General features: G+C 40.2%; 23 protein-coding genes and 1 tRNA gene. 5 read left to right on the top strand and 19 right to left on the bottom strand.

The window, feature by feature from the left end; all coding sequences use genetic code 11:
• Positions 1-51: 51 nt before the first annotated feature.
• The 11 genes from VEIT17_RS02100 to VEIT17_RS02050 form a co-directional block, all read right to left on the bottom strand.
• On the bottom strand, positions 52-396 hold the full coding sequence (locus VEIT17_RS02100; protein WP_024066183.1) for a YkvA family protein: 345 nt from the start codon (positions 394-396) through the stop codon (positions 52-54).
• Positions 397-415: 19 nt separating this feature from the next.
• A complete protein-coding gene (locus VEIT17_RS02095) occupies positions 416-1267 on the bottom strand; it encodes a hypothetical protein (protein WP_005387972.1) in 852 nt (283 codons plus the stop codon).
• A 137-nt stretch (positions 1268-1404) separates the two neighbouring features.
• Positions 1405-2172 carry an SDR family NAD(P)-dependent oxidoreductase gene (locus VEIT17_RS02090; RefSeq protein ID WP_178884546.1) on the bottom strand — a complete coding sequence of 256 codons (768 nt, stop codon included), beginning with the start codon at positions 2170-2172 and terminating at the stop codon, positions 1405-1407.
• An 11-nt stretch (positions 2173-2183) separates the two neighbouring features.
• On the bottom strand, positions 2184-2978 hold the full coding sequence (locus VEIT17_RS02085; RefSeq protein WP_039969619.1) for a TSUP family transporter: 795 nt from the start codon (positions 2976-2978) through the stop codon (positions 2184-2186).
• A gap of 65 nt (positions 2979-3043) precedes the next feature.
• Positions 3044-3340 (bottom strand): YerC/YecD family TrpR-related protein, encoded by a 297-nt coding sequence (locus VEIT17_RS02080; protein ID WP_005387967.1) that lies wholly within the window; start codon positions 3338-3340, stop codon positions 3044-3046.
• Positions 3341-3349: 9 nt separating this feature from the next.
• Positions 3350-4003, bottom strand: a complete 654-nt coding sequence (locus tag VEIT17_RS02075) for a methionine ABC transporter permease (RefSeq protein ID WP_005387966.1) — start codon at positions 4001-4003, stop codon at positions 3350-3352.
• Complete coding sequence (locus tag VEIT17_RS02070) at positions 3984-5030, bottom strand: methionine ABC transporter ATP-binding protein (RefSeq protein ID WP_178884544.1); 1047 nt, start codon at positions 5028-5030, stop codon at positions 3984-3986. Before VEIT17_RS02070 ends, VEIT17_RS02075 begins: the two co-directional genes overlap by 20 nt.
• A gap of 55 nt (positions 5031-5085) precedes the next feature.
• On the bottom strand, positions 5086-5943 hold the full coding sequence (locus VEIT17_RS02065) for an aminotransferase class IV (protein ID WP_178884542.1): 858 nt from the start codon (positions 5941-5943) through the stop codon (positions 5086-5088).
• A 174-nt stretch (positions 5944-6117) separates the two neighbouring features.
• Positions 6118-7233 carry an acyltransferase gene (locus tag VEIT17_RS02060; RefSeq protein ID WP_178884540.1) on the bottom strand — a complete coding sequence of 372 codons (1116 nt, stop codon included), beginning with the start codon at positions 7231-7233 and terminating at the stop codon, positions 6118-6120.
• Between the two features lie 16 nt (positions 7234-7249).
• Positions 7250-9064: a DUF4127 family protein gene (locus VEIT17_RS02055; protein WP_178884538.1), complete on the bottom strand. Its 1815-nt coding sequence runs from the start codon at positions 9062-9064 to the stop codon at positions 7250-7252.
• Between the two features lie 128 nt (positions 9065-9192).
• Positions 9193-9840, bottom strand: a complete 648-nt coding sequence (locus VEIT17_RS02050) for a trimeric intracellular cation channel family protein (RefSeq protein ID WP_039969616.1) — start codon at positions 9838-9840, stop codon at positions 9193-9195.
• Between the two features lie 83 nt (positions 9841-9923).
• Here VEIT17_RS02050 and tadA point away from each other — a divergent pair, with 83 nt between their 5' ends.
• The 3 genes from tadA (at position 9924) to VEIT17_RS02035 (ending at position 11837) form a co-directional block, all read left to right on the top strand.
• On the top strand, positions 9924-10469 hold the full coding sequence (gene tadA / locus VEIT17_RS02045) for a tRNA adenosine(34) deaminase TadA (RefSeq protein WP_197923046.1): 546 nt from the start codon (positions 9924-9926) through the stop codon (positions 10467-10469).
• Positions 10423-10513 (top strand) — tRNA-Ser (locus tag VEIT17_RS02040). The genes tadA and VEIT17_RS02040 overlap by 47 nt, the downstream gene beginning before the upstream one ends.
• A gap of 136 nt (positions 10514-10649) precedes the next feature.
• On the top strand, positions 10650-11837 hold the full coding sequence (locus VEIT17_RS02035) for an MFS transporter (protein WP_178884536.1): 1188 nt from the start codon (positions 10650-10652) through the stop codon (positions 11835-11837).
• Positions 11838-11874: 37 nt separating this feature from the next.
• On the opposite strand, the gene VEIT17_RS02030 is transcribed toward VEIT17_RS02035, so the two are convergent.
• The 4 genes from VEIT17_RS02030 to VEIT17_RS02015 all read right to left on the bottom strand — a co-directional run bounded on the left by VEIT17_RS02030 (position 11875) and on the right by VEIT17_RS02015 (position 15334).
• Positions 11875-13122: an L-cysteine desulfidase family protein gene (locus VEIT17_RS02030; protein WP_178884534.1), complete on the bottom strand. Its 1248-nt coding sequence runs from the start codon at positions 13120-13122 to the stop codon at positions 11875-11877.
• A gap of 1 nt (position 13123) precedes the next feature.
• Complete coding sequence (locus VEIT17_RS02025; protein ID WP_005387948.1) at positions 13124-13495, bottom strand: RidA family protein; 372 nt, start codon at positions 13493-13495, stop codon at positions 13124-13126.
• A 116-nt stretch (positions 13496-13611) separates the two neighbouring features.
• On the bottom strand, positions 13612-14388 hold the full coding sequence (locus VEIT17_RS02020) for a hypothetical protein (RefSeq protein WP_178884532.1): 777 nt from the start codon (positions 14386-14388) through the stop codon (positions 13612-13614).
• A 1-nt stretch (position 14389) separates the two neighbouring features.
• Entirely contained in the window at positions 14390-15334 is a 945-nt protein-coding gene (locus tag VEIT17_RS02015; protein ID WP_178884530.1) for a hypothetical protein, read from the bottom strand.
• A 241-nt stretch (positions 15335-15575) separates the two neighbouring features.
• On the opposite strand from VEIT17_RS02015, the gene menA reads away from it, so the two are divergent.
• Both menA and VEIT17_RS02005 read left to right on the top strand, forming a co-directional pair.
• Positions 15576-16472 carry a 1,4-dihydroxy-2-naphthoate octaprenyltransferase gene (menA, locus tag VEIT17_RS02010; RefSeq protein WP_178884528.1) on the top strand — a complete coding sequence of 299 codons (897 nt, stop codon included), beginning with the start codon at positions 15576-15578 and terminating at the stop codon, positions 16470-16472.
• A gap of 252 nt (positions 16473-16724) precedes the next feature.
• Positions 16725-17546: a MetQ/NlpA family ABC transporter substrate-binding protein gene (locus VEIT17_RS02005; protein WP_178884526.1), complete on the top strand. Its 822-nt coding sequence runs from the start codon at positions 16725-16727 to the stop codon at positions 17544-17546.
• Between the two features lie 41 nt (positions 17547-17587).
• Here the strand turns inward: VEIT17_RS02005 and VEIT17_RS02000 are convergent, their stop codons facing one another.
• Genes VEIT17_RS02000 through VEIT17_RS01985 form a run of 4 tightly spaced genes read right to left on the bottom strand, consistent with a single transcriptional unit; the run spans position 17588 to position 20676 of the window.
• A complete protein-coding gene (locus VEIT17_RS02000) occupies positions 17588-18004 on the bottom strand; it encodes a cytidine deaminase (protein ID WP_277872758.1) in 417 nt (138 codons plus the stop codon).
• Positions 18005-18014: 10 nt separating this feature from the next.
• Positions 18015-19316: a pyrimidine-nucleoside phosphorylase gene (locus VEIT17_RS01995; protein WP_178884524.1), complete on the bottom strand. Its 1302-nt coding sequence runs from the start codon at positions 19314-19316 to the stop codon at positions 18015-18017.
• A gap of 53 nt (positions 19317-19369) precedes the next feature.
• Complete coding sequence (deoC, locus tag VEIT17_RS01990; RefSeq protein WP_178884522.1) at positions 19370-20032, bottom strand: deoxyribose-phosphate aldolase; 663 nt, start codon at positions 20030-20032, stop codon at positions 19370-19372.
• A 14-nt stretch (positions 20033-20046) separates the two neighbouring features.
• On the bottom strand, positions 20047-20676 hold the full coding sequence (locus tag VEIT17_RS01985; protein ID WP_005387936.1) for a 3'-5' exonuclease: 630 nt from the start codon (positions 20674-20676) through the stop codon (positions 20047-20049).
• Between the last annotated feature and the right edge of the window lie 13 nt (positions 20677-20689).

Genomic DNA, 20689 nt, shown 5'->3' with positions numbered 1-20689 from the left:
AAATAAAGGCAGTTTAATCGCAACGGATCAAACTGCCTTAATGGTTAAAAGCTAGTTACTGCCACCAAATGGGAAGTATTTTTTTGCCTCTTCTTGATGACGAGTTTTAATGTAACGATTGGCAACCTTGAAGGCAAGGCCAAGCACGGCTACATCATCTATCCAACCTAATACAGGAATTGTATCCGGTACAATATCAATAGGTAATACGAGATACCCTAAGGCACCAGCAATGACTGCTTTTACATATTTTGGAGTGTCCTTGTCACGCATACAAAGGAACAAGGTCACTGCTCGTTGTACAAAGGCAAGCTTCTTACCATATCGTCCTAAAAAAGCGGCGAATTTAGATTCGTTAAAATACTTACCATATTTAATAATTTTTAATGGATTCATCTTCATAATCCTTTAGCGCCTATTTGCGCAAACCACCAATTTTATCTTTTGCTGTATTAACAGTGTTTGTAGCAACATCTTTTGCTGTTTCAACAGCATCATTAGCTTTAGTTTTTGCAGTTTCTACTGCAGCTTGTGCAGAAGCTTTAGCTACTTCTACGCCACCTTTAGCTAATTCTTTAGCTACATCAATATTTCCTTTAGCAACATCAATTTTCTCTTTTGCCGCATCGGTTACTTTCGCCACAACTTCTGCTGCATTGTCATGGATTTGATATTTTGTTTCTGTATTCCATTTATCGATAGCAGGTGTTACTTTTTCTTCGTAAACTTGTTTCAAAGTTTCTTTGGCAAGACCTGTTTCATTAGCAATACCAGCCCAAACGTCGCGTTGACCTTGTGTGAAAGGAATGCTAGCGCTTGCATCACGGATGATGTCACCTGCTATAGCTTTACCGCTTTCAAGGAATTCAGCAACCATTGGTTTATAACGTTCGATATCAGAAGGCATACCATCTTGGATCCAAATGTGAGCAATTTTACCGATAGCATATGTTAAACCAACTGCTACAGGAACGCGAACTGCTTTTAGAGGAACAAGAAGAGAAATAGCCGCTGTACCTACAGCTGTGCTAAGACCACCAACTAGACCCACTACGGCACCAGATTGCAATTCTACTTCGTAAAGATGTGCAATGCGAGTTACCATATACGTTGCATTGGCGCACAAAGCAACACTGCTGAATTTAGGGGATAATGCCAATGCCGCTGCACGACCTGCACCCCAGAAAATAAATTGTTCAACTTGATAGTCACGATCTTGAGAACCATCCATAAGTGGCTCAAGTGTTACGCCATTATATTCTGCCATAAGTATTCTCCTTTGTTGTGAACCAACTATAGGTCATATTATTAGTATTATTATACCATTCTATTGCTAGAAGTGAAATGAATTTTTCTAATTATCTATAGATTTAAAAAATAAAATAACTTCCAATATTTTCTATCTTACCAACTAGTGAGACCACCATCGATAGTCCATGCTGCCCCCGTTACAAAGGAAGCTTTATTACTCAATAAAAATACAATAACCTCCCCAATTTCATGAGGTTGACCAATGCGTCCCAAGGGATAATGTTGGCCCATTTCAGCCTTAGCAGCCTCTGCATTTTGCTGAGCATTTGCAATTTGTTTATCTACTAAAGAGGTATCCACATCCCCAGGACAAACACAGTTAACGCGCACATTATGTGGTGCCATTTCAAGGGATAATGATTTCGTAAAACTCACTACCGCACCTTTTGAAGCACCGTATACAGAGCAAGCCACATTGCCTTGTAAGCCTGCATCACTAGCTACCGTTACAATACTGCCCTTTGTAGCGCGCAAATAGGGCAATGCCGCTTGGCACAAGAAAACCGTACCTTTCACATTGGTGCCAAACATTTCATCAAAGGCTGCTTCTGTTACATCTGTTAGAAGCTCTTCTTCATAATAGCCTGCTGCTGTTACGAGAGCAGAAACACCGCCAAATAATTTCACGGTTTCTTTTACAATACGCTGACAATCTTCAATCTTCGATACATCCCCTTGGATGTACTGCACTCTTGAAGAATAGCGGCGCAATTTCATCTTAGCCTTTTGTCCTGATTTTTCATCACGACCGTTAATGACAACACACCAGCCCTCTTTAAGAAGCAATTTTGCCGTAGCAAATCCGATGCCCGATGTGCCACCACTAATCAATGCCACTTGTACATCACTTTTATGAGGCATACCTTGCCCTCCTATAATGTGGAAACATAGTCATAGACTAATTTCAACAACATAACTGTCGTTACCGACAAGAATACAACACGTACCAACGACGAACCCTTAGCAATAGCTAAATGAGATCCTAAGTAAGCACCTATAATTTGGCCTACCCCTGTAGCTAAGCCGTACTTAATATTGACGTGACCTAAACAGAAAAATACGATTAAGGATGCTAAATTACTGGTAAAATTCAATATTTTTGCATTCGCAGAAGCATGCAGAAAATCAAAGCCAGTAAAAATAAAGCCCATAATCAAAAATGTACCTGTCCCAGGGCCAATAAAACCATCATAAACACCAATGCCAAGAGCAAAAGCCATGCAAATATACAATGCTTTTCCTGCTACTGCTGAGGTACGGTTTATTTCGCCCCAATCCTTTTTAAATACCACAAAAAGTGTGACACAAACGAGTAGGACGATAATAATAGGCTTTACATACAAGGGTGGCAATGATACAACTGCTAAGGTACCAATCATGGATCCTATAAATGTAAAAGGTAGTAATTTACGAACTAGAGAAAAATCAACCATGTGATTTCTTAAGAATGTAATCGACGCACTGCCAGCTCCAAATATGCTAGACAGCTTATTACTGCCTAAGGCCATACTCGGCGGAAGGTTCGTTAATAGCATAGCAGGAACAGAGATTAGGCCCCCACCACCCACAATGGAGTCTACAAAGCCGGCAAAAGCACCTGCTACAGCGAGCAAAACGAGAATTAGGATATCAAATGGTAAACCTGTTACCTCAATAAGCCACTCCATATAAACCTCCTGTAGATAGCACATCAACGGTAGCCAAAAGGCCACCGTTGTCATGCTAGTTTATTTTATTTTGCACCTAGACGATCTAAAGCTAATGTATATCCATCAGCACCATAGACTAAGCATCGTTTGACACGACTAATAGTAGCCGTACTCGCACCTGTTTCTTCTACAATTTTTTCGTAGCTATCACCGGCACGTAGCATTTTTGCTACTTGTAAGCGTTGAGACAAAGCTTTCAATTCATTAATCGTACAGATATCTTCAAAGAATGCATAGCACTCCTCAGTATTTTCAAGCGTTAATATAGCGGTGAATAGCTCATCGTTTTGTTCACTTCTCAACTTCTCATTGATACTCATAGGATCCTCCTACTTCTTATTCATCGCTTTAGACCAAGCATCGCCAATCATTTGGACTAATTGTACCAAAATAACCAAGATGATAATGGTAGCAATCATAATATCAGCTTGGAAGCGTTGGTAACCATAGCGGATAGCAATATCACCAAGGCCACCGCCACCGATAGCACCAGCCATTGCAGAGTAACTGATGAGGTTAACGATAAGAACCGTTACATTATCGATAATCGTAGGCAATGCTTCAGGTAATAATACTTTCCAAATGATTTGGAGTGGACTTGCACCCATGGATTGGGCCGCTTCAATTACGCCAAAGTTAATATCTTTAATAGATGTTTCTACAAGGCGTGCTAAGAATGGAATTGCAGCGATTGTTAAAGGCACACAAGCTGCAGTGGTACCAATAGATGTGCCTGCCACCATACGAGTGAATGGAATGATAGCTACCATCAAAATGATAAATGGTACGGAACGCGTTGCATTAACGATAGCACCTAGCACCTTATTAAGCGCTACATTTTCTAAGATATGACCCTTAGAGGTTACTACTAAAATAACACCGAGAGGGATACCAAGTAACATAGCCATGACCGTAGAAATAATGGTCATTTGCAATGTATCAAGGGTACCAGTTATGAGAAGATTAATGATTTGCTCTGACATAACCGATCACCTCGCTTTCAATTGGTAATGTTTTGATGTAGTCTAAGCCCTCTTGCGCATTTTCTGGGTCACCATTCAAGATAACGATAAGGCGACCAACGCATGTATTTTGGATATAGTCGATGCCACCAAAAAGGATACTTACATCGAGGTTAAAGCGTCGTACGAGACCTGCCACTACAGGTTCATCTGTAGATTGACCTGTAAATTTAAGGCGTACTAATGGAGCTGTACCTGCAATCCATTGATCATGTAATTCCAAATGTTCTAACGCTTCTGGCGGTAAGTTATCACTCACAACAGAGCTGATGAATTCTTTTGTAGTATTTTCACGAGGATGTGTAAATACTTCAACAGTGCTACCTTCCTCGAGGATTACACCGCCTTCGATAACCGCTACACGATCACAGATTTCACGAATTACGTGCATTTCATGAGTGATGAGAACGATAGTAAGGCCCATTTTTTCGTTGATATCTTTCAACAATTTCAAAATGGATTCTGTTGTTTGCGGATCCAGAGCAGATGTAGCTTCATCACAAAGAAGAACCTTTGGATTAGACGCTAAGGCACGGGCAATACCAACACGTTGTTTTTGACCACCAGACAATTGAGATGGATAGTTATTCATACGCTCAGTAAGGCCTACGATATCAAGGATTGGCGTAATGCGTTCCTTGATTTCGGATTTGCTCAAGCCTTGTAATTCCAACGGAAATGCCACATTGTCATACACTGTACGAGAGGACAAAAGGTTAAAATGTTGGAAAATCATACCAATATCTTTGCGTGCTTTACGTAAATCGGATTTGCTAAGTGTTGTTAAATCTGTACCATTGACGATAACAGAGCCAGATGTAGGAGCTTCGAGCATGTTGATGCATCGAATCAATGTGGATTTACCGGCCCCTGATTGACCGATAATGCCAAAGATTTCACCCTCTTTAACATCAAGGTTAATATCTTTTAATGCTTCCACACGAGTAGCGCCCTCATAGACTTTACTAATGTGTTGTAATTGAATCAAAATAATGTCCTTTCTTAAGGTAAAAGTTTACCATGTAATGAAAGTAGATTACCTATTAAGGCAAACCTTCTTCCATCAATTTTTCTAGTGCTTCGCGTAGACGAAGTGTAATAGCACCTGGTTTACCACCAGATACTGGATTTCTGTCTAGCTTAGTAATTGGGATGACACCACCAATTGTATCGGTAAAGAATAATTCGTCCGCATCATCTACAAAGGCGCGGTCAAATTCTTTTTCGATGAGAGTAATACCTAGAGATGGTGCTACGCGGGTCAAAATCATTTGGCGCGTAATACCTTTTAAGATATGATTATCTGCTGGATGCGTGTACAAGATACCATCTTTGACAACAAATACATTAGATGTTGCACCTTCTGTACAGATGCCATCACGGAACAACATGGCAGTATAAGCAAATTTCTTCTCCGCTTTAGTTTGAGCCAAAATATTTGGAATCAAGTTAGTAGTTTTAATATCTACATGATCCCAACGTTCATCAGGCAATGCGATTGCTTTTACACCTTCACCCAATTTATTAACTGCATCCATATCCAAATTACGGATAGACATGAGCATTTGTGGTTCTAGTTTAGAACGATCATATGCATGATGACGTGGCGCTACACCACGAGAGATTTGCAAATAAATATAGCCCTCTTTGATTTCACTTTGCTCGATTAAAATTTCGTGCAATTCTGTTAAATCATCTGGGGTCATTTTTACTGGAATATCCATTTCACGCATAGAGCGATACAAGCGATCTTGATGGTAAGACAATGCGAAGCAACGGCCTTTTACAACACGTACCACTTCGTATACAGAGTCACCAAACAAATAACCACGGTCATCAATACTGATAACTTTGGCACCTGGTTCAACGAATTCGCCATTAAAATATGTTAATTCTTGCATAGGAGCACCTCTTTTTCTATATCGTTACTCTATCAAGTAGTAATCATCATGGACTTATTATATCACAATTACTTTCAAATTTTCACACTTTACTTAGTGAAAGATATAACTTGGATATACAAAAATCCGCTAGGATACCATAGTTAAAAACTATATCCTAGCGGATGTATATTATTAATGTCCTAATATAAATTTACGTAATGGTTTAGGTACATGGTTTAATGTCACGGCAGTCAAATAGGACAGGCCTAGCGCCATAGCATACATGGCAAGTACATTGACCACTGTATACAAAAGATTGTATTTAGCCATCACCCCAGAGATAATTAACAACCAGAATGGATGTGATAAATAAATACCATAGGACTTATCCCCTATTTCCGACCAAGTGGACTCCATAGTCGCATTCATTGGTAAGGTTTGGAACAAGAACAAGCTAAATAGCGTTCCCAATCCCGTATAGAGAACACCCATTGGGCTCATTTGATGAACTGTATAGATTGCTTCTAGAACAGTATAATGCCATACGTCCATGACATAGTAGTAGGATCCGAGCATCAATAAAATAGAACCTACCGCACTAACACCTAATAAGTAGCGATAGCGCCACATGTATTCGCATACCGTTTCATATCTTTCAGCACATACAGCACCCAACAAGAATATCCACACATAATGGATAACCCAATAATTAAGTCTCATATCAAAGAGATATTTCAAGACAGGATTATTGCTGAGGTGTTCTGTTACCCACCGGCCGAGCATGTAAGACGAAACATAATCGATGCCAACTTGGATGATAAATAATAGAACCATCCAAAATACAGGGCGTTTTAAAATGACTTTCACCATAGCTCGCCATAGTGGCATCATCACATAGAACCATAGGAGGATAACCATAAAGTACAGATGATACATAGACGTACCAAACAATAAATTTACCGCCAATGGTCCCGGATGTAAATTACCAAGGTTATGCGCCGTCAGTCCTGTGTAGAGCAGATAAAATATGGACCACGTAATATATGGAAATAGCACCACCTGAATACGGCGGTGCATAAATTCCTTATATGAGAATGGTCCCTCTACAGAGGTATGATAAAACAATCCAAATGCAGAAAGGAAGAAAAATGCTGGCACCCCAAAGCGCGATAGAATTTCTAAAACGCTAATGAGTTCTAAATTTACAAAAGGATTTTGTAATGCGTAAGAACCTACGTGAATGCCGATTACACCGAGCATACAGAGGCCACGCATATAAGTAATTTCCGGTAAAAATGCTTTTTTCATAGCCAGTCCCTATTCATTATTGACCAGGTACAACTGCTGGTGTTGGTACAATACGAGGACCTTGAGATGTTGTTGCCGGTTGTTTTACTACTGGAATTACAGATGATGTAGTTTGAGCAGCTGTTGTCTTTGCTGGTTGAGCAGGTTGTGCTGGCGCAGCTTGACCATTAGCCTTAGCTTCTGCTTCTGCTTTAGCCTTAGCTTCTGCTTCAGCTTTAGCTTTTGCCTCTGCTTCACGTTTCAAGCGCAATTCTTTTTCAAGAGGCACTACAGGTTTATCGTAGATTGTAATATCTGTTTCAAATAGACGGCCCCAAGGGAATGTAGCTTTTACTGTACGAGGGTCAACTTTAAGATATTTTTCAGCGAAATCTTGGATACGTTCGCCTAAGTAACTTTCAAGACGTTCATTCAACTCGCCAGAGTAACGTACATTATCTGTACGAATAGAATCTTGCATGCGGTAAATATCTTTGCGGATATTTGCTTGGTACGCCCAGTTATCCAAATATTGTTGAGTCAACATTTTACGGTGACCTTCTGGGCTCATAGTTTTGAGCAATACCCCTTGCGCAATGGCGTAGCCTACCGTATTACTTGCGGTATTCCAACCATTGTACGCACCGATTTTGTATAACATATCGCGTTTGTACATAGCAGCTACTAATGTATTGTCCGCACCATTGTTATAAGCAATATCAGCAACGCTTACGTTTACACCAGAATCAACAGCTTGTTGAATTCGATCTACGAAAGCATTTGTAGAATTAGAAATCATCGGGAAGTTCTCGAAGCTTTCAGATTCACCAGTACTTGTAGTAAGTGGTGTATTTACTGCTAACAACACAGTTGGTTTACCTTGTGTCACCATTGTGCCACCTACGGCCTCAACGTGTTGAGCAATTGTTTTATCAATCGTTTGGTCTTCGTAACCTGGCAATGTTTTGCCGCCACCACCGAGTGGGTAAATTACAGAGAATGTAGGTTTTTCTGTACTTTCATCTGTACGAGAACGAGCCATCAACAAGAGCCCAAGTTGGTCGGCACCAGGGAAGCTACCATATTTCTCAGCAGGAATATCCTTAGAGTATTTACTTAAGTAACGACCTTCTAATGCAGATTGGGACAATTGAGATGTATCATCATGGCCCAATGCAAAGTAATCGAATACACCGCTACGAGTTTCGTCGATCAACTCTTTGTTGATTTTCATATTTTTTTGACGGCGGTCAAACCAGTCTTGTAAATATTCTACAGGAACAGAGGCTTGTAAGCTCATCAATTTTTGAGTTTCCTCTTGTGTTAAGGAGCCAGAGTCTAATTTATCTTGCAATGCGGCAATTTGGAAGATAGTAGGACCGTATTCCGCATAATAAGCTGGTTCAGTGCCGCCACCACTAGCACGTGGAGAACGCATTACAGTGCCAAAACCATAAATACGCACGTTTTTATTACGAGCTTTTAAGGATTCAATACGTTTTAAACGGCTTTCCAATGTAGTAAGTGGAATGTTGTGTTTACGAGAGTCTACAAGACCACCATAAATAAGCGTATCTGTACTCAATACCATCACATCAGCACGACCTGCATTTTGTTCAACCCAAGCCATGATTTGATCTGCTTGACCTTGGTAATTCTTACCAGAAATCAAATTTTGAGGTGGTGTCAATATAGTCATACCTGCTTCGCGAGCTGTATCTACAGTATATTGTAAGCTTACAGGGCGATCATCTTGAGGTACATACAACACGGTTTCCGCATCAATTTTAATAGATGTACCAGTAGCGATAGCTGCAGCCATAAGTGCTACTTTCAACCATTTATTCGTCATAAATCAAATCTCCTTCTGTGTAGCGAGTACTCCCGACTCGCGAAATTAACTGTTTTATAATACTCTCTTTTTCTGACACTTTTATGAAATGTTCATATGCTCAATATTATAATTATATCATTTGACTATTATTTCGCAACCGGCTTGGTTTTTCCTACCTTAGGCAGACTCCAATTGTACTTGAGGGCTAGCAGACGGATAACGAGTACTACTGTGAAAGCACCATATACGGCCATATTGTCCCAACTCGATGTGACCATAAGATAATAAACGATGCCACCAATAATACTAGGCAAGGCATATACATCCTCTTTCAAAACAGATGGGATGCGTTGCGCCAACATATCGCGGATAATACCGCCACCAACAGCAGTGATTGTACCGAGCAACACAATAAAGATAGGTAACTCTGGATAGAGTTTAAAACCTGCAGAAGCACCTGTTACGGTAAATGATGCTAACCCTAACGCATCGGCCAACAAGTAACTAGCTCGACTACGAGGCCCCATCGCATGCTTGCGATATCGGCTGTTATAAATTAAGAACACGATAACAGTTACCACTAAAACAACAGTAACATACACTATATTTCGCAATGAATTCGGCGGAAAATAGCCGAGCAACACGTCCCGTACAATACCACCACCAATAGCAGTAGCCAATGCAAGGACAGTCATACCAAATATATCCATCTTCCGGGATACCCCAACGAGTGCACCGGATACAGCAAAGGCAATGGTGCCAATCATATCAAATATATACCAAATAATGTCCATAATTCCCCCAAATAATCTATTCGCATAACTGCGTACACTATGATAGACTTTATGTAAGATATTATACATGAAGAGGTATGCCAATGACAAAAGACATTACACCTACAGACATTGAAAATATGGATGAACGCACACGGGACGAATATTTTATGGCCATTGCCATGGAAGAAGCACGAAAGGCTTATGAACTTGGAGAAATCCCTATCGGTGCCATTCTCGTAAAAGATAATACTGTCGTTTCGAGCCACCACAATCGTCGTGAACTCGATCATGATGCAACGGCCCATGCAGAGGTCCTCGTAATCCGAGAAGCATGCGATGTACTCAAGCGCTGGCGGTTGACTGGTTGTACCCTGTATGTTACGATAGAGCCGTGTCCGATGTGCGCTGGAGCCATTATTAACAGTCGTATTGATCGTGTTGTATATGGTGCAAGTGATTACAAAGGAGGCGCCGTGGAATCGCTATTCAATGTGCTCTCTCATCCTGGTTTAAATCATGAACCAGAACTAGCATCTGGTGTGCTTGGTGATGAATGCAGCCAAATTATGAAAGACTTCTTTAAAGAGCGCCGTAAAGCACGGAGGAGTACCCAAGAGGCTGAAGGGTCCGCACTCGAAATGCGGTAGGTCGGGCAACCGGCGCGGGGGTTCAAATCCCTCCTCCTCTGCCAACTGAACTATATAAAGCGCTAACCATGGTTAGCGCTTTTTTTGTATCTATATTTATCAATACTTTAGTAACTTTATGAGTTATAATATACACAAGATATAATTACTGCTATTAAATAGACTCAAGGGGACACTACTATGAAAAAATATTACCCTTATCTCATTACAGTGAGTCACATGATCAACGACTCCTGTCAAAGTGTGTTGCCTGCCCTCTTACCTCTGTTCATTTATACCTATGGACTGAGCTTAGAGCAAGCAGGTTTTCTCATCTTAGCTAATACAGCGTTATCATCATTATTACAGCCTTTACTAGGTTATATATCAGACAAGATCAATCAACCGCGGCTCATTGCCTTCGGCGTTTTATTATCTGCATGTAGTACAGGTATGATGGGCTTTGTTACCTCTTATGAAAGCCTCCTCGTTTGTGCTACATTAGCTGGCGTTGGCTCTTCCATTTTCCATCCTGAAGGCGCGAAGATTATGAATCGTCTCGGTGGTGGCAAGAAAGGTAAGGCCATGGGGACCTTTGCTATCGGCGGCAGCTCAGGATTCGCCTTTGGTCCACTCTTTGCAGGTGCTATCGCCTATACAGTGGGCCCACATGGATTAGCGGCTTTCACCGTAGTAGGTATTATTATATCTACTATATTGTTCGTACTAATGCCTCGCATCGTAGCTCATGCACGTACTATCGACCAAGCAGTAGCTACTGAAAATCCAACAGTGGCGGCAAAACCGCTGAAGAACTACTGGAAATACTTTGGCATCTTGTTCATTATTATCTTGAGCCAATCAGTAAACTTCCGCGTTATTAATGCGTTTATTCCGATTTTCTGGACTCGCGAACTCGGTACAAGCCCTGAACAAGGTAGCTTTGCATTAACCGTATTCTTTAGTATCGGCATCTTCATGACTTATATTGGCGGTCTATTGGGCGATAAATATGGTCCTATCAAAATTATCAGACTATCCCTATTAGTTTGGTTACCTGCTATGTTCCTATTAACAGAGGTGCCAACCTTCTCACCACTCATCATGATGCCTGTAGCCTACTTGCTACTACTCATGATTGGTGCTGCTAAAGCAATTAGCTACAGCCCAGTTATCGTACTAGGTCAAACATATCTAGCCAAAAGTATCGGCTTTGCATCGGGTATCACCCTCGGCGTGAGCCAAACTATCGGTGGCGTCATCGCTCCTGTCGTAGGTAACCTAGCAGATACCTACTCCCTACCTGTTGCTATGATGACACTCGTGCCATTCCTCGTAATGGGCCTTGGGGCATCATTGATACTCAAAGATCCTAAAAAATTACACTAAAAAAGCCCCCTTACGGGGGCTTATATTTTTAGCTAAATTAGTGTTTTAGCATTTCATTCAAGATAACTACGTCCGTTTCTTTCATACCTCGAGCCACAGTACCGATACTGCGGATGGTTTCATCAACGGAGTATGCTACAAGGCCATCGCCTTTTTGGTAGTTCTTATTAAGGCGTGCTTGTTTATATCCCATAAAGGCGCCATCAAGAGAGATTGCAATTTTACCTGCGCAGGATGGTTTTGCACCATCACATACGATACCAGATAGACTTGCAAGACCATTTACAAGGGTATTCTCGATGATATCCTTGCTATCACCTTTCAAGAAGGCAATACCTGCTACACTTACAACACCAGCAGATACAACACCGCAGTAGGCGGATAATTTACCAATGCCAGATTTAACGTATAGTGTTAACAAGTTAGCAAAGACTAGCGCTCGATAAAGTTCATCATCACTTTTACCAAGTTCCTCGGCAGTCGTAATAATTGGTACAGATACGGTTAAACCTTGGTTACCAGAGCCAGAGCAAATTACAACAGGCAATGGGCATCCACTCATACGCGCATCGGATCCAGCCGCTGCACGAGCTTTACATTTTGTTTCTAGAGACGGGTTTTCTTCATCCAACAACAAGAGCTGGCCAATATTGGAGCCATAATCATTAGACAAACCTTCTCGAGAAATAGCCGTATTGTATTCTACTTGCTGTTTGATTTGAGGAATGATGCCAGAAATATCTGCCGTTTTAGAAAATTCGTAAATGCTATCAAAGGTCATTGCATATTCGGTTTTGGCTGCTTTCTGAATTTCATTGATTGTTTCAGACACAATCTCACCATCTACAGCAACATAGGTTACATTCGTATGGTCATTTTCAATGCGAACCACTGCTGTATGTTCATCTGTTTCAGCAGTGATTTCAATATAAAGATTATCTACACCTTCAGCGAGTGAGACCGTACAGAAGTTAGCATCTAGCAATGTGCCAAGCCATTTACGATCTTCATCTGTAGCAGATTCTAATACCTCTAGCTCACGCTCAGGATGACCTACGATAGCACCAAGGGTAGCAGCCGCTTGAAGGCCCTTTCGCCCACCAGAGTTAGGAATGACTACGGATTTTACATTTTTAATAATATTCGCGCTGCATCGTGCGTGAATATGGTTAGGAAACTCATCTAAAACAGAGACTGCCTTCGCAGCCGCATAAGCCAATGCAATTGGCTCAGTGCACCCGAAGGCAGGACGCATCTCTGATTGTAATAAGGAAATATAATCCATCTTATACTTCCGCAATAATTTCCACTTCTACCAAAGCACCCAATGGAAGGTCTTTTACTGCTACGCAAGAACGAGCTGGTTTAGAAGTGAAATATTTAGCATACACTTCGTTAAATGCTTTGAAGTCAGCAATATCAGCCAAGAAACAAGTAGTTTTAATAACTTCAGAGAAGTCAGAACCTGCTGCAGCCAATACAGCATCAATGTTTTTACATACTTGTTCAGTTTGCTCTACGATACCACTTGCAACAATGGAACCAGTTGCAGGATCGAGTGGAATTTGACCAGAAGCGAATAATAAACCGCGTACTACTTTAGCTTGAGAGTAAGGACCTACTGCTGCTGGAGCTTTGTCTGTGTGAATTGTGTTCATAATAATTCTCCTTTAAAATATAATTGAAAATAATATAGATCATTCTAATGCCGCCATACTCACATTAGTAATTACCTTGTAAATGACATACTTCGTGAAAGCATATCTATCATAAATTATTTAATAGATTTGAAGGCGTTGTCAAATATCGTTTTGAAATAATCCCGTTGTACATCAGTTGTTACACCTACGTATAGTACCGGTTTGCCTGGCTTTAACACAAATGCAGTATTTGCATAAAGCGGAGTTTGTACATTTCCATCCGCATATAACAAGCGAGAACTTGCTGCATAAGTTTGATATTTTGTACCAGCCACAGGATGTACTTGTTCCGCATTTTCTACGGTAAGCGTTCTAGGTTTTATAAGCAGTTCACCTGACCGAGTCTTAAGATTAGCATAACGTTTCGGATCATTTAAAGGGACTACAGTTGTAGTAGTTGGAATTTGCTTGTTAATGGCACCTAGCATGAGTTGCTCTGTAACAGGATCAATTTGACCTTTATCTAGAGCTGCCATTGCAGCTACAAACATAGGATCATTTGTCTTATCTTTAGCCACTTGCTGTGCTATTTGTTTAACATCTACAGCTACTACTAACGCATCCTTTTGACCTGTTTTGTCAGCACCTTTTAATTGGTATACGTCAAAAGTAGTGCCAAAGTTTTGAAGAAGCTCCTTGGCCATCATATTTGCCATTGAAGATTTTGAAGGGTTCTCATTCAATTGTTTTTCTACAAAATCACGTGTATTTGTTTTAGATGCAGAAACAACATTTACATTGTTAGGCACTACCATAGAACCTGCAATAGTTTGCACATCCTTAGCGAAACCTACGCCAGATACAGTACCTAATAAACAGGCTGCACAAGCCAATACTTTCAAAGATTTCATATTATTTACCTCCCTTGAGAGATTGTGTTTGATACATATGATTCAACTCATTAGCCCAATAATCATAGCTAGAATCATCAGATGATAAAATCTGTAAGGATACACCTTTATCTGTAGGAACGGCATAACCAATCAAAGCATAAGAATTTCTAAAACCATCATAGCTAAGACCACCACGCAAATCGCCTGTTACAGCCGTACCATAACGTGTTTGAACAGGTTTATATCCTACATGAGTTGCATCTAGGCTCACTTGTTTTGCCATAAAGTCTACATAAGAACGGAGCTCTTCTTTACTTTTAGGAGATAAATTCTTTTCTGTAGCAAGCATTTTATCAACTACCCCCATAATGTGAGCAGGTAACTTATCATTTAGCATCTTCAAATCTTTCGCTAATTTAGCACCTTCAATCGTATTGCCCTTCAAACCTTGTAATTGTTGTTGAGCCTTCTCTTTAGAGTAGGAATCTACATATTTAGAGATAGAGCTTTTTATTTTAGCTTTTTCTGCATCTGGAACCTTTTCTAAAATAGTCTTATTCATATTAATCACTTGATCTATAGCATTTTTAGAATAGTCTACAACAACTAACTGCCCTACATGGTGACCTTGTTTGTCAGTTCCTTGTAATTGATAGAGGGAATAACCATCAAGAACATCCCCCTTCATCGGTTCAACAGAAACACCAGTTTGTGCTTTCACAGTATTATTAACCACATCAATAGCAGTTTTATTTGTCATTTTAAGAAAATTATTTTCTTCTTGATTACGCAATTTAGGATCAGTGGAAACATGCATAACCTTAGCTACCTTCACTGTAGGAGACGTATTGCCATACAAGCCATATCCTAAATCTACTGTATCAGCACATGCCACTGCACCCATGCCAACAGTTAAGCACGTCGCACAAGCCAATGTCATCATTTTTTTATTGAGAGCTCTCATAAGACACCTCACGATTTAACAATACACTATGTATACAGATTATATTCATAACCTGTACTGCATCTATAAAGATTTCAAAAAGATAATCTATACTGCATATACTAATTATTATACTATATTGAGATGTATAACTGTATAGTGTAATTTACAACCTATCAGTTCTGCTATACAATACTTAAATAGATATGTAAACATATGGTATGAGAAATAGAAAGGAGTGCACACTTGGTGTGCTTTTATTATGATACAAGAAATAATTCCACTCACTAGGCCTCGTACATTAGTGGCTGCTTTAGGGCCTACTATTTTAGGTGCTGCCTTTAGCTATTACGCATTTGGGGCTGCACAAGGTACAGGTCTCGCCATTTTCCATACGATTTTAATATTTTTAGCTGTTGTAACAGCTCAAATTGTTGCTAACTTATGGAATGAATATAAAGATTTCAAATCTGGTCTCGATGCGGGGCAGAAGGTCGGCAATGCGGGTTCTATCACCCGTGGTGCCATTACACCAGAGCTCATCGTTACCATGATTAAGGTACTCATGGTTGTACCTATTATCATCGGTCTTTATCTATCGGCAACTATCACTTGGTACTATATTCCAGCTGGTTTTCTTTGCATTCTCATCAGTTTTCTCTACTCTGGTGGCCCAAAACCAATTTCTCGCACACCATTTGGTGAAATTTCCTCTGGTATTGCTATGGGTTTTGCCATCGTCCTCATTACAGGCTACGCATGGACGCGAGACTTATCTTTAGCATTATTAATCCCTGCTATTCCATCTACATTGCTCGTTGGTTCCATTATGCTCACGAATAACATTCGTGATATTCGAAATGATGAAAGCCATGGTCGTCGTACATTACCAATCGTATTGGGTCGTGAACGTGCCCTCAGTTTAATGAGCGTCACCTACCTATTCAATTTCATTTGGATCCTTGCATGGATCATCGTAGGTCACATGACATGGTTCTCCCTCTTCGCCTTTCTCGCAGCACCACTAGCTTTCAAAACAGTACATACCTTAAGTACTAAAACAGATGAATTCCTACTAGACAAGGTAATGGGGACCACTGCAGGGGCCGCAATGATTTACCAAATCATGTGGTCCATTGGACTTATCATAGGTAAATAAGGTTGAACCATAGATACAATTATTAGCAAATAAGTGTTTACCAATACGTACATACATTAAATACAGTTACATAAAATAAAGAGAGATTTCCAAACACTATCAACTATTTATAGATACTAGTTTGGAAATCTCTTTTTGGTATAACTTTAAGCTATGGAGAACTCGTAATAATTCCTTCTTGATAGATAGGAAATAATTTAGTACTATAAATGTAATATTTTATATGAAATGATTGTAAAAGGAGTGTGTCTAATGAGAAAATTTTTAGCATTAGCAGCTACTGTAATCCTTGGCGGTGCTTTATTGATCGCTGGTTGCGGTAATGACAATAACAAACAAGCTGCTAACAACGGCAAACAAGTATTAAAAATTGGTGCTACAGCAGTACCTCACGCAGAAATTTTGGAACAAGTTAAACCTATCTTGGCAAAAGATGGTATTGATTTACAAATCACAGAATTTACTGATTACAACACACCAAACCTTGCTTTGGGTGATAAAGAAATCGATGCAAACTTCTTCCAACATGTACCTTACATGGATGAGTTCGCAAAAGCTCACAACCTTCCACTAGTATCTGCTGGTGGTGTTCACCTTGAGCCAATGGGCTTATATTCTCGTCAAATCAAAGATTTAAAAGATCTTCCTAAAGGCGCTAAAATCGCTATCCCTAATGACCCTACAAACGGTGGTCGTGCATTATTGTTATTGCAAAAAGAAGGTCTTATCACATTGAAAGACTCCAGCAATATCTTATCTACAATTCAAGATATCACTTCCAATCCTAATGGTTACCAATTTGTTGAATTAGAAGCAGCTCAAATACCTCGTTCTCTTGACGATGTAGCTTTAGCAGCTATTAACACAAACTATGCATTAAATGCAGGTCTTAACCCTAGTAAAGATGCATTGGCAATCGAATCTAAAGATTCCCCTTACGTAAACATCGTAACTGTACTTAAAGGCAATGAAAGCGATCCTCGCATCAAAAAATTGATGGAAGCTCTTCATACCCCTGAAATCAAAAAATTCATTGAAGATAAATATCAAGGTGCAATTGTTCCTGCATTCTAAGGTATAACAAAAAAGAGACCACATCGGTGGTCTCTTTTTTACTATAAGCTGTCCGCACCAAATCTAAATGGTAATAACTCATCAAGACTAATAACTTTATAATTTCCTTTTAGATTAGCCAAGATAATCTGTGGTATGTCAAATTCAGAAATCACTTGACGACAGGCACCACATGGTGCACAAGGCCCTTCCGTATCAGCAACTACGGTGAGGGCCTTAAAATTTGTACGACCTTCTGATACGGCTTTAAATATAGCAGTTCGTTCTGCACAGTTAGTTAAACCATAAGATGCATTTTCTATATTGCAACCTTCATAGATTGCCCCATCCTCACACAGAAGGGCTGCACCCACTCCAAAATGGGAATAGGGACTATAGGTTTTCTCACGAGCTACTATGGCACGATCAATAAGCTTTTGAATTTCCTGTTCCGTCATATCAGTTTCCTTTTCTATCATATGGATATCCTCATTCCACCATATCAAGAATCGTATCCACTACAATTGGTGCAGTTTTGCCAAAGGTAATTGACTCTAAATATGTTTTACTAGCATTGGCGAGCAAGCTTTCATCTGAAGCATACAAGGTGGCTATACTTTCACCAGCTCGAACAGTATCACCTGTTTTCTTATGCATTACGATGCCCGCACTATAATCGATAGGACCATCCTTAACGGTACGACCAGCTCCAAGCATAACAGATGCAATACCACATTGTTCTGTATTCATGTGTGTAATGTAACCATCTTGAAGCGCTGTAACATCATAGGTAAATTTTCCGATTGCTAATAAGCTTTCATCATCAAGAACTCGGCTGTCTCCACCTTGAGCATCAATCATCATGCGCAATCGTTCAAGAGCTGATCCCGAATTAAGGGCCTGTTGTACGCGACTGAGAGCAGTTTCATAATCACAAATTTGGCTCAACACGAGCATATGAGCTGCCATGATAAGACATTCATGAGTTAAATCCTCTGGGCCATGACCTTTCAAGGTGTTAATAACCTCACGAATTTCCAAAGCATTACCAATGGCGTGACCTAGTGGTCGGTCCATATCGGTTAAAACAGCCTTAACAGAGCGGCCATTTTCCGTTCCAATATCTACCATAGCTTTCGCCAATGCGCGAGCATCGTCTATGGTTTTCATAAAGGCGCCACTACCAACCTTTACATCCAGCAAAATGGCTTGTGCCCCAGAGGCTAATTTTTTACTCATTACAGAGGATGCAATTAGAGGGATACTATCTACGGTGCCTGTTACATCACGCAAAGCATATAGCTTCTTGTCTGCAGGTGCCAGCCCTTCAGATTGTCCGATAACGGCAAGACCAATTCGATTTACTTGGTCAATAAATGCTTCTTGGTCTAGTGACACCTGTAAATTTGGTATAGCTTCCATCTTATCGATAGTGCCACCCGTATGACCTAAACCACGGCCAGACATTTTCGCCACCTTGCCTCCACAAGCAGCTACCAAAGGTCCTATGATAAGAGTTGTCTTATCCCCTACACCACCAGTACTATGCTTATCTACTGTTATCCCATCAATATTGGACAAATCTACCATGTGCCCCGATTGTGCCATTGCCATAGTCAATGTGCCTAGTTCACGAGCATTCATCCCATTAAATACAATGGTCATCAATAAGGCACTCACTTGATAGTCAGGGATGTCCCCATTTACATAGCCTGAGATAAGAAAACGAAGTTCCTCATCTGTTAAGGGTAAATTAGACCGTTTTTTTAGAATAATATCATACATCCGCATGGTTATACCGCCATTCTAAGAAACCACCTAAGCACGGCCTAGGTGGTTTTCTATTATACTTCTTCGTCTAAATGATCTTTAAGTAGTTCTACTGCTGCACTGGCGCCGATACGGCTGCAACCTTCTGCAATATAGGCTTTCATGTCAGAGATAGAACGAATACCACCGGCAGCCTTAATTTTTACATTAGGACCGATATGCTTCTTGAATAAACGAATGTCTTCAAGGCTAGCGCCACCGCTACCAAAACCAGTAGAAGTTTTAATGTAGTCTGCCCCACCATTGGTGATACATTTACAGAGGGCCACCTTTTCAGAGTCGGTAAGATAACAAGTTTCGATAATAACCTTTAAGATTTTATCGCCACAAGCCTCTTTAAGGGCCCCGATTTCATTCGTTACAGCCTCAAAATCGCCTTGCTTTACATCGCCGAGGTTTATTACCATATCGATTTCAGAGGCCCCTTCTGCAAGGGCTTGTTTTGTTTCAGCCACCTTAACCTCTGTCGTTTCATAGCCTAAAGGAAAACCAATAACAGTACATACATTAAGGTCTGGGTACACTTCATGGGCGGAAGCTACAAAGTCCGGTGGAATACATACAGATGCTGTTTTATAGGCTACGCCAGCATCACAAATTTCTTTAATATCATCCCATGTAGCTGTAGGACGCAATAGTGTATGATCCACATAAGATAATAATTCTTTACCTAACATAGTGTCTCTCCTTACTAAAAGAACGACATTTGCTCTGGCTCAGGTTCTTTATGTAAAGCCTCTTGAGCAGCGCGATTTTTGTCATCAATAAATGGTTCTAGTGGTACACCTGTAGCCTTCAATAAATCTGGCAAGCTATTAACGCCCTTAGCTTTAGCCGCCTCTAATACAACCTTAGCACATGTTTCCGCATCATCTAATGCGTAGTGATGTTTAAACTCAACCCCGATATATGCGGCCATCGTGTTTAGCTTATGGTTTACTAAATCTGGCCATACTGCACGTGAAAGTTTCACCGTACATGCATAATCAAGATCAGGCCAAGGGATTTTATAGTAATCCAGTGTAGCACGCAATACATTCATATCGAATTTTGCATTGTGAGCTACCATGATATTCCCTTTTAAGTGATTTTCGTAGATAGCATTCCACAATTGATCAAATGTTTTCTCGTGGATAACATCCTTTGGTTGAATGCCATGAATTTCAATACATTCATCATCGAAGCTCATAAATGGTGGTTTAATAAGGCTGTATGCCTTTTTTATAATCTGTCCATCCTTTACGGTAATAACCGCCAAGGAGCACGCACTATTTTTAAATTTATTTGCTGTTTCAAAGTCTAATGCAACAAAATCTAACATAGGACTCCTTTCA

Source organism: Veillonella nakazawae (assembly GCF_013393365.1).
Classification (GTDB): Bacteria; Bacillota; Negativicutes; order Veillonellales; family Veillonellaceae; genus Veillonella; species Veillonella nakazawae.
This window is presented reverse-complemented; position numbering and strand designations above follow the sequence as displayed.

What these genes read in the sequence shown, in the direction of transcription:
- VEIT17_RS02100 (WP_024066183.1), bottom strand. Translation starts at nt 396, where the DNA reads ATGAATCCATTAAAAATTATTAAATATGGTAAGTATTTTAACGAATCT.
- VEIT17_RS02095 (WP_005387972.1), bottom strand. Translation starts at nt 1,267, where the DNA reads ATGGCAGAATATAATGGCGTAACACTTGAGCCACTTATGGATGGTTCT.
- VEIT17_RS02090 (WP_178884546.1), bottom strand. Translation starts at nt 2,172, where the DNA reads ATGCCTCATAAAAGTGATGTACAAGTGGCATTGATTAGTGGTGGCACA.
- VEIT17_RS02085 (WP_039969619.1), bottom strand. Translation starts at nt 2,978, where the DNA reads ATGGAGTGGCTTATTGAGGTAACAGGTTTACCATTTGATATCCTAATT.
- VEIT17_RS02080 (WP_005387967.1), bottom strand. Translation starts at nt 3,340, where the DNA reads ATGAGTATCAATGAGAAGTTGAGAAGTGAACAAAACGATGAGCTATTC.
- VEIT17_RS02075 (WP_005387966.1), bottom strand. Translation starts at nt 4,003, where the DNA reads ATGTCAGAGCAAATCATTAATCTTCTCATAACTGGTACCCTTGATACA.
- VEIT17_RS02065 (WP_178884542.1), bottom strand. Translation starts at nt 5,943, where the DNA reads ATGCAAGAATTAACATATTTTAATGGCGAATTCGTTGAACCAGGTGCC.
- VEIT17_RS02060 (WP_178884540.1), bottom strand. Translation starts at nt 7,233, where the DNA reads ATGAAAAAAGCATTTTTACCGGAAATTACTTATATGCGTGGCCTCTGT.
- VEIT17_RS02055 (WP_178884538.1), bottom strand. Translation starts at nt 9,064, where the DNA reads ATGACGAATAAATGGTTGAAAGTAGCACTTATGGCTGCAGCTATCGCT.
- VEIT17_RS02050 (WP_039969616.1), bottom strand. Translation starts at nt 9,840, where the DNA reads ATGGACATTATTTGGTATATATTTGATATGATTGGCACCATTGCCTTT.
- tadA (WP_197923046.1), top strand. Translation starts at nt 9,924, where the DNA reads ATGACAAAAGACATTACACCTACAGACATTGAAAATATGGATGAACGC.
- VEIT17_RS02035 (WP_178884536.1), top strand. Translation starts at nt 10,650, where the DNA reads ATGAAAAAATATTACCCTTATCTCATTACAGTGAGTCACATGATCAAC.
- VEIT17_RS02030 (WP_178884534.1), bottom strand. Translation starts at nt 13,122, where the DNA reads ATGGATTATATTTCCTTATTACAATCAGAGATGCGTCCTGCCTTCGGG.
- VEIT17_RS02025 (WP_005387948.1), bottom strand. Translation starts at nt 13,495, where the DNA reads ATGAACACAATTCACACAGACAAAGCTCCAGCAGCAGTAGGTCCTTAC.
- VEIT17_RS02020 (WP_178884532.1), bottom strand. Translation starts at nt 14,388, where the DNA reads ATGAAATCTTTGAAAGTATTGGCTTGTGCAGCCTGTTTATTAGGTACT.
- VEIT17_RS02015 (WP_178884530.1), bottom strand. Translation starts at nt 15,334, where the DNA reads ATGAGAGCTCTCAATAAAAAAATGATGACATTGGCTTGTGCGACGTGC.
- menA (WP_178884528.1), top strand. Translation starts at nt 15,576, where the DNA reads ATGATACAAGAAATAATTCCACTCACTAGGCCTCGTACATTAGTGGCT.
- VEIT17_RS02005 (WP_178884526.1), top strand. Translation starts at nt 16,725, where the DNA reads ATGAGAAAATTTTTAGCATTAGCAGCTACTGTAATCCTTGGCGGTGCT.
- VEIT17_RS02000 (WP_277872758.1), bottom strand. Translation starts at nt 18,004, where the DNA reads ATGATAGAAAAGGAAACTGATATGACGGAACAGGAAATTCAAAAGCTT.
- VEIT17_RS01995 (WP_178884524.1), bottom strand. Translation starts at nt 19,316, where the DNA reads ATGCGGATGTATGATATTATTCTAAAAAAACGGTCTAATTTACCCTTA.
- deoC (WP_178884522.1), bottom strand. Translation starts at nt 20,032, where the DNA reads ATGTTAGGTAAAGAATTATTATCTTATGTGGATCATACACTATTGCGT.
- VEIT17_RS01985 (WP_005387936.1), bottom strand. Translation starts at nt 20,676, where the DNA reads ATGTTAGATTTTGTTGCATTAGACTTTGAAACAGCAAATAAATTTAAA.